Raw genomic sequence first — 6,707 nt, 5'->3', positions numbered from 1 at the left:
CTCTTGGTTACCATCAAAAAATGAATGCTATCCATGCAACTAAAACATATTGAAACGCTAGATGAAAGTATTAAAGAATTGGATAAAGAAATAGCAGACCGTATGCGCCCTTTTGAAGAAGCCTTGGAGCTATTAGACACCATACCCGGTGTTAATCGGCGCAATGCAGAAGAAATCATTGCTGAGATTGGAGTAGATATGAGTCGCTTCCCATCCGCGGAGCATCTTTCATCTTGGTCAGGAATGGCTCCAGGGCATAACGAAAGCGCTGATAAGCGAAAATCAGGAAAAACCCGTAAAGGAAACCAACATCTGCGAACAACACTTGTACAATCAGCTCGCTCTGCCGCCCGCCAAAAAGATACTTATCTTGCGTCTCAATACCGTAGAATCTGTTCCCGTCGTGGTTCTAACCGTGCTGCAGTAGCTGTAGGACATAGCATTTTAATAATTGCCTATCATATTCTCAAGAAAAAACAGCCGTACATTGAATTAGGTGCCAACTACTTTGAACAGCGAAGTAAAGATGCTGCAATAAAAAGAGCACTTCAACTTTTACAAAACGCAGGAATTGAAATAAACCTTGAAAATATAGTTGCTTAAGATCAGTTTAAAAGTAAATCCTTCTTTACAAATGCCTACTATAAAAAACCTATAGAGTAGGCCTTGGGATCTCTTTGTCTCTATTCGAAGTAGTTGACATAAATTTTTGAAGTGAGTTTTCGGAGTAGTCGCGCAACACTTCGTGGTATGTATGGCGAATACCGTTTTCGGCCTTTACATAAAGTTTGGCCCCAAGCGCTTCCTGGGGCAAATGACAGTCACCACAGGTAAACTGCTTATGGTTTGACTCCTTCCAGGTGGAATATACCCATTGCATAGAATGACAACTGCCGCAAAACGAAGCTTTATCGGCATAGGCCAGGCCCGCCCCCGCTATCAGAAAGGCTACTGCCGCGCCAGCAAAACCGAGTAGTACAAACTTTAAGCTGTTGCCGGCAAAAAACCGATTTTCCCCCACAAGCACCCTCCTTTATCGTTTAAATTTTCCTGCAGTTTGGTCTTAGTATGCGCCGCTCAATCCAAAATCTTGTATATTTACCTGGCAGCCGGTGCTTTTTCGCCCAGGCCCAGCTTGTACCGGCAACAATAGTGATCGCGCCGAGCCATACCAGACTGACAAGCGGTTTATGACTGACCTCTGCTTGCAGCGGCGCGGTCCGGATATTTTTAACCACCAGGCCGATCTTACCAGTTCCAGGGTAGACGGCGGCCAGCGTAATTTCATAATCACTAAATACATAGGCTGGTTTGGGCGTGATCACTTGCGGAGAATAGACAAGTTCCGGCGCCGCTTGTTCGGTCTGGCCGTTTCGCGTTGCCTCGACCTGAGCCCGGATATTCATATTTCCTGTTCCCATCTCGCCATCCAGGTAAAGACGGAGATATTTCACGGTTAAGTCTTCAAAGACTACTACTTCATTCCTGGCAAGCTGAGCTTCTTTCCCTTCTTCCGCACCGCCGTTAGCCGCAGGAACGATATAGATGTCGGCTGCTAATCCCCGATAAATGGCAGGTTCCCGGGCTGCTTCCCGCCCGTGAGCATCATACCTTGTCGTGGCGTCCAGCCTGGCGCGGTCGCCGTCAGTGGCAAACTTATAGACCATTATTTTCGCCTCTGGACTGCCCTCCCGTCCAAGATAGCAAAGCTCCTTACCAAAAATTCGGATCGCTTCACCGGGACGGAAGAAAATTTGTTCCGACCGGCTAAAAACCGCTGACGCCAATATACCGGCTATGAGCAGCGCTACCCCGGTATGAGCAAGCGCGGCGGGACAACTAGAGCCGCGGCCGACAGCCGCCACCATATTTACTGCGGCTGCGGCTGCGGCTAAACCCATTCCCACTAACGACGGCGACAGGTTCCAGCCATAATAAATGCCCAAGATAACTACCGTCATGCCGGCAGCAAGAGCCAGCCACCATTGCCGTTTACGGGCAGCGGCTTCGCCCTGGACGGCAATAGCAAGGAAAAAAGCGATTAAAAGAGCCAGCGGCAGCGTTCCCTTATTGTAATAGTCAGTATGAACATTCTGCGCTTGGCCCAGAGCCCAAGTAAATACAGGAACTGACATGCCGACAAAAACGAGAAAAGCCAGAGCGCTAAGCGTCCCTGCCGCAGCGATTAAGGCAAAAGCAGAGCCGCGCTGTCCGACTGAATGCCCGCCAGGCAAACGGGGCCAACGCCAAATCAGGAGCAAGAAACTTGCGGCAAAAAGGAGCAAAAGATAAAAACCCAGGAGCCCGCCCACCCCTTCTTCGCCGAAGGAATGGGTGGAAAAATCGCGGAGTATGCCGCTCCGGGTAATAAAGGCGCCGTAAAACACCAAAAGATACATCGTGATCACGGCAAAGTAAGCAGCGCCAACGGCAACAGTCTTCCGCCGGGCAAGAGAAAGCAAATGTACCGCCACTCCGGCTGCCAACCAGGGGACAAGCGAAGCATTTTCGACAGGATCCCAGCCCCAATACCCACCCCATCCCAAAACTTTATACGCCCAAAAGCTGCCGATAAAAATGCCACTACCGAGAAAAATCCAAGCTAGCAGAAGCCAACCAGGTGCTTTTTCACGCCACGCTTGGTGATTGTTGCTAAGCAGACTCTCAATGGTCAGGACGTAAGGAACGGCCAAACCAGCATAACCGATAAAGATCAAAGGGGGATGGATCGCCATCCATGGATCCTGCAGCAGTGGATTGAGGCCCCAACCGTCGGTTTGACTTTCCGGCAGCAGCATAAATGGGTTTTTCACCAGGATTAGGCTAAGCAGCAGGACCTGCAACAACGAAAAGACCCCGAGGGCTCTGCCGGAAACTTGCCGCCTTATCATTGCCAGGCCAAATAGGCTGTGCAAAAGCGCCCACAACAGCAAGGAGCCTTCCTGACCGGCCCAAAAAGCGGAAAACTTATAAAGAAGCGGCAGATTGCGTGATGAATAGGCGAAAATATAAGCAAACTCAAACCGCTCGGTAAAAATCAGGTACAAAAGCCATAAAGCGGCGGCGGTGATGCACAGTGCCGCCGCATAGTACAAATGACGCCCGCGTCGTGCGCCCTGCGGACGGAAAAACAGCCCGGCGGCCAACAGTGAAGCGATAAAAGCCAAAATAATCAATAAATATCCAGCCATTTTTTCCTCCTAGTTGCTCGGTTTTCCATATGAACTATTCTTTTGGGTTCAGATGCCTTTTATACATAAAAAATAAAAGTCCCGGTCTTCAAGACCGGGATAAGCGCAAAACCCTAATAAAGTTTATCCAAAATTGACGCATCGGTGGAAAAAGCATGCTCGGGTGCGGGAAAACGACCCTGCGCCACTTCCTCCATATATTGTCTTACAGCCCCCTTCATCAGCTCGCCCAAACAGGCATACTGCTTCACAAACTTCGGCTTAAACGCCCCATACATACCTAGCATGTCCTGGTATACAAGGATTTGCCCATCGCAACCGCCGCCGGCGCCAATGCCAATGGTCGGAATAGTTAGCCGCTCGCTAACCAGCTTAGCGACAGCCTCAGGAATACATTCCAGAACAAGGGCAAACGCCCCCGCTTCCTCCAGGCGCAGCGCGTCGTCGAGAATTTGTCGCGCTGCATCGCTAGTCTTACCCTGGACTTTGAAGCCGCCGAACTTGTGAACAGACTGCGGCGTCAGCCCAAGATGGCCCATGACGGGAATTTCCGCCCGCACAATGGCCGTAACCTTGTCAGCAATGGCGGCGCCTCCCTCCAGCTTCACAGCCTGGGCCCCACCTTCTTTAATCAGCCTGCCGGCATTAGCCACCGCCTCAGCCGTGCTGACATGGTAGGACAGAAACGGCATGTCAGCAACAACTAACGCCTGGCTGGTTCCGCGAACAACCGCCTTGGTATGGTGAAGCATGTCCTCCATGGTTACAGGCAGGGTATTCTCATATCCGAGCATAACCATCCCCAAGGAATCGCCAACTAATAGGCCATGAATTCCTGCCTCATCGAAAAGCTTGGCCGTGGAATAATCATAGGCCGTAAGCATGGCAATTTTCTGACGGGCATTCTTCATGGCCTGAAAGGTGGAAACCGTGATTTTAGTTGTCCTGTTCATACTAATCCCTCTTAAAACCAGTAGTGCAGTTCGCCAAGGATACTGCCTACCCCCATTGTAACAAATTGGTCCGGCGCCGGACAAGCGCAGGACCGCTTTTTTTTTTACCACAAAACCTGATTGCGTTTTTTCAGCATACACTCCAAGCACATCGTCTGCGAGCCGATTGGCTGGTAGATTTGGCCGCAAGCTGTACAGCGCGGCAAAAACGCGGTGGCAACTTTGTGCTTAGCCAGTTTATTCGCCCATGTCAAGCTGAGAGCTTGCTGCGGACAGTGGACAAGACAAACGGAACAACTGGTGCACGCCATCGGGTCATGATATATGTCAATCGCGGCGCCGCCCTCATCCTGAATCGTAATCGCTTTGTTCGGGCAAAACTTGGCGCATGAGCCGCAGCCATGGCAAGCGTCGCTGACCGTCAAGCTGCGAAAGACCTGCTGCGACGGTATGTCGATAACTTTACGGGTCATGTATTTATGAAACATTTCCTGCCGCGGCAACCGTTCAGCACACACTGAGCCGGCAATTGCCGCTTGGCGCACCGCCTCAACGGTGGCGCCAAACAGTTCCGAAAAGAAGGCGCGCCGCGAAATGGGCTTGGCTTTAGGCTTCACATGAGCGACTACGGCCCCTGCCTGCACTGGCGGCATGCCGTAGGCAGCAAGTAAAGCATTAGCCTGAGACAACGCTTTTTGCAGATGGGCTTGTATCCCCTTTTTGCAGTCCTCGCAAGCACGGTCATCAACATACACGCGCCGCTCCCCGCCCGTACCACAGGCGGTCAAAGCTAAAAGCAGCCGAGCATCAATAAAGCCAAGACAAGGCCATGGACTTTCCGCGTCTTGACGCCGGCAACTTAAAACAACGGGTGTCGAAGGATCGGCAAACAGCTTCGATAAAGCATGCGGAGTAAAGTTTTCTCCCATAACAGCCTCGGACGGGCAAACAGCCAAGCAAAGCCCGCACTCTGTGCAACATTTGTTGTTTATCGCCAATTCTTCGTTAATACAGCCATTCGGACAAATCTTCCGGCATAGATCACACTGCATTTTTTTGTAATTATCGTTCAAACACAACTCCCGGTTAATTTGGATGGGAGCCGACATGTCGTTACCTCCTGGAAAGATAAGAATGCCGCTCTTCCGCGTCCATATTTAACAGAAAAGCGGCATACCAATCATTTGCTCTGCTCTTTGTTGGCAGGGGTATCGAGCGATACAGCTTTCTGTACTTCTTCCGTTACATCGCTGGTGGCAGACTTGAATTCTTTGATGCTCTTACCAAAAGCCCGGCCAATTTCCGGCAGTTTGGACGGTCCAAAAACAACCAGAGCAATAATCAAGATGACACAAAGACAAAAAAATCGCCATAAATTCAAAAATAAAAAGGCGCAACCTTCAGTTACGCCTTTCCCAGTTCTCCCAATAAGCGATTTTTAATTTTATAACCTATTGCCGTGATTTCGGGAGCTTGCTAAATACGCTTACCCCTGAAAAATCAGCAGAAATTACTGCCGGGTCTAAGGCATGAATCCTAAAAATCGGCAAAAATTCAGTTCCTGCCTGATTATTTCCTCATCTCCGTAGGTACCTTGTTGGCCACTGCAAAAACCCTGGTAACTCCCAGGTCCTGAGCCAGAGTTACTATCGCTTGTGCTGTCGGAAAACTCCGTTTACCGGGTTCAACTCCAACCCTGGGTAAGCTAGGCATAATACACTGGGTATCTACTACTATGGCTTCTACCACACCTATAACAATCGGCATTTCTTGACCGGAGAAGGCGGTATCACGACACATTGCATAAAAAAAGAGCGAAATAATATTTTCGCTCCCAAATTAAAAACCTGAAGATATCTCCTGTAATCTTTTTAAGTCTTTAATTAAAATTGTTCGCCGATTCACTTTTTCTAAAATACCCATTTTTTTTAAATCATTTAAAAGGACTGAAACCGTTTGCCGGGTAGACCCCCCATGTCGTTAGCACGACACCAACAAAGAATGAAAACCAGGTGCATATGTAGAATAATTTTTTTGCGGCTGGCGAAGAGAGGTCGATAGCTTGCTAGTGCTTCGAGCCTGAAGGGTAGACTGAACCCCAGTTACCTGGTGCACCACAAATTGTTGCTCCTACATTTAGGAAGCACGCGGAGTAGATTACTCGTACAAGGGTTACTGCACCAGTCGCAAAATAAGGCCGCAGAGGGGATCTTCTCATGAAACAAGTAATCCGCATTGTCCATGAACGCTGTTGTGGTATGGATGTTCACAAGAAGATTATCGTTGCCTGCGTTATCACACCTGACAACAAAGAAATTCGAACATTTGGCACTATGACGGACGACTTGCATGAATTAGTAAGCTGGCTTCAAAGTCACGGCTGTAGTCATGTAGCTATGGAAAGCACGGGAGTTTACTGGAAACCAATTTACAATCTTTTAGAACATACGGGAATTGAGATTTTGGTAGTCAATGCACAACACATAAAAGCAGTTCCGGGACGCAAGACAGATGTTAAAGATGCAGAGTGGATAGCTGAGTTACTACGGCATGGGTTACTGCA

7 protein-coding genes and 1 pseudogene are annotated in these 6,707 nt (G+C 49.2%); 2 read left to right on the top strand and 6 right to left on the bottom strand.

Annotation, left to right across the window (positions count from 1 at the left end):
• The first annotated feature begins 33 nt into the window (after positions 1–33).
• Positions 34–603 (top strand): transposase, encoded by a 570-nt coding sequence (locus TCARDRAFT_RS14335; protein ID WP_198003955.1) that lies wholly within the window; start codon positions 34–36, stop codon positions 601–603.
• A 49-nt stretch (positions 604–652) separates the two neighbouring features.
• Here TCARDRAFT_RS14335 and TCARDRAFT_RS14330 read toward each other — a convergent pair whose 3' ends face one another.
• The 6 genes and pseudogenes from TCARDRAFT_RS14330 to TCARDRAFT_RS16460 all read right to left on the bottom strand — a co-directional run.
• Positions 653–1,021, bottom strand: coding sequence for a cytochrome c3 family protein (locus tag TCARDRAFT_RS14330; RefSeq protein ID WP_050769651.1), 369 nt, complete (start codon positions 1,019–1,021; stop codon positions 653–655).
• Positions 1,022–1,040: 19 nt separating this feature from the next.
• The gene (gene ccsA, locus TCARDRAFT_RS14325; RefSeq protein WP_007290681.1) at positions 1,041–3,191 is read right to left on the bottom strand and encodes a cytochrome c biogenesis protein CcsA; all 2,151 of its coding nucleotides are present in this window, start codon (positions 3,189–3,191) and stop codon (positions 1,041–1,043) included.
• Between the two features lie 113 nt (positions 3,192–3,304).
• Entirely contained in the window at positions 3,305–4,144 is an 840-nt protein-coding gene (panB, locus tag TCARDRAFT_RS14320; protein ID WP_007290680.1) for a 3-methyl-2-oxobutanoate hydroxymethyltransferase, read from the bottom strand.
• Between the two features lie 104 nt (positions 4,145–4,248).
• Complete coding sequence (locus TCARDRAFT_RS14315) at positions 4,249–5,253, bottom strand: 4Fe-4S binding protein (protein WP_007290679.1); 1,005 nt, start codon at positions 5,251–5,253, stop codon at positions 4,249–4,251.
• Positions 5,254–5,324: 71 nt separating this feature from the next.
• Entirely contained in the window at positions 5,325–5,525 is a 201-nt protein-coding gene (locus TCARDRAFT_RS14310; protein ID WP_007290678.1) for a twin-arginine translocase TatA/TatE family subunit, read from the bottom strand.
• 458 nt (positions 5,526–5,983) lie between these two features.
• Positions 5,984–6,103, bottom strand: a pseudogene (locus TCARDRAFT_RS16460) (helix-turn-helix domain-containing protein); the annotation flags it as partial.
• Between the two features lie 257 nt (positions 6,104–6,360).
• Between TCARDRAFT_RS16460 and TCARDRAFT_RS14300 the strand changes: the two are divergent.
• The coding region (locus tag TCARDRAFT_RS14300; protein ID WP_040683513.1) for an IS110 family transposase at positions 6,361–6,707 on the top strand (347 nt) is incomplete at its 3' end.

It is taken from the genome of Thermosinus carboxydivorans Nor1 (assembly GCF_000169155.1).
In the GTDB taxonomy this organism is placed as follows: Bacteria; Bacillota; Negativicutes; order Sporomusales; family Thermosinaceae; genus Thermosinus; species Thermosinus carboxydivorans.
The sequence above is the reverse complement of the archived record's forward strand: the minus strand, read 5'-3'. Positions and strand labels throughout refer to the sequence as shown.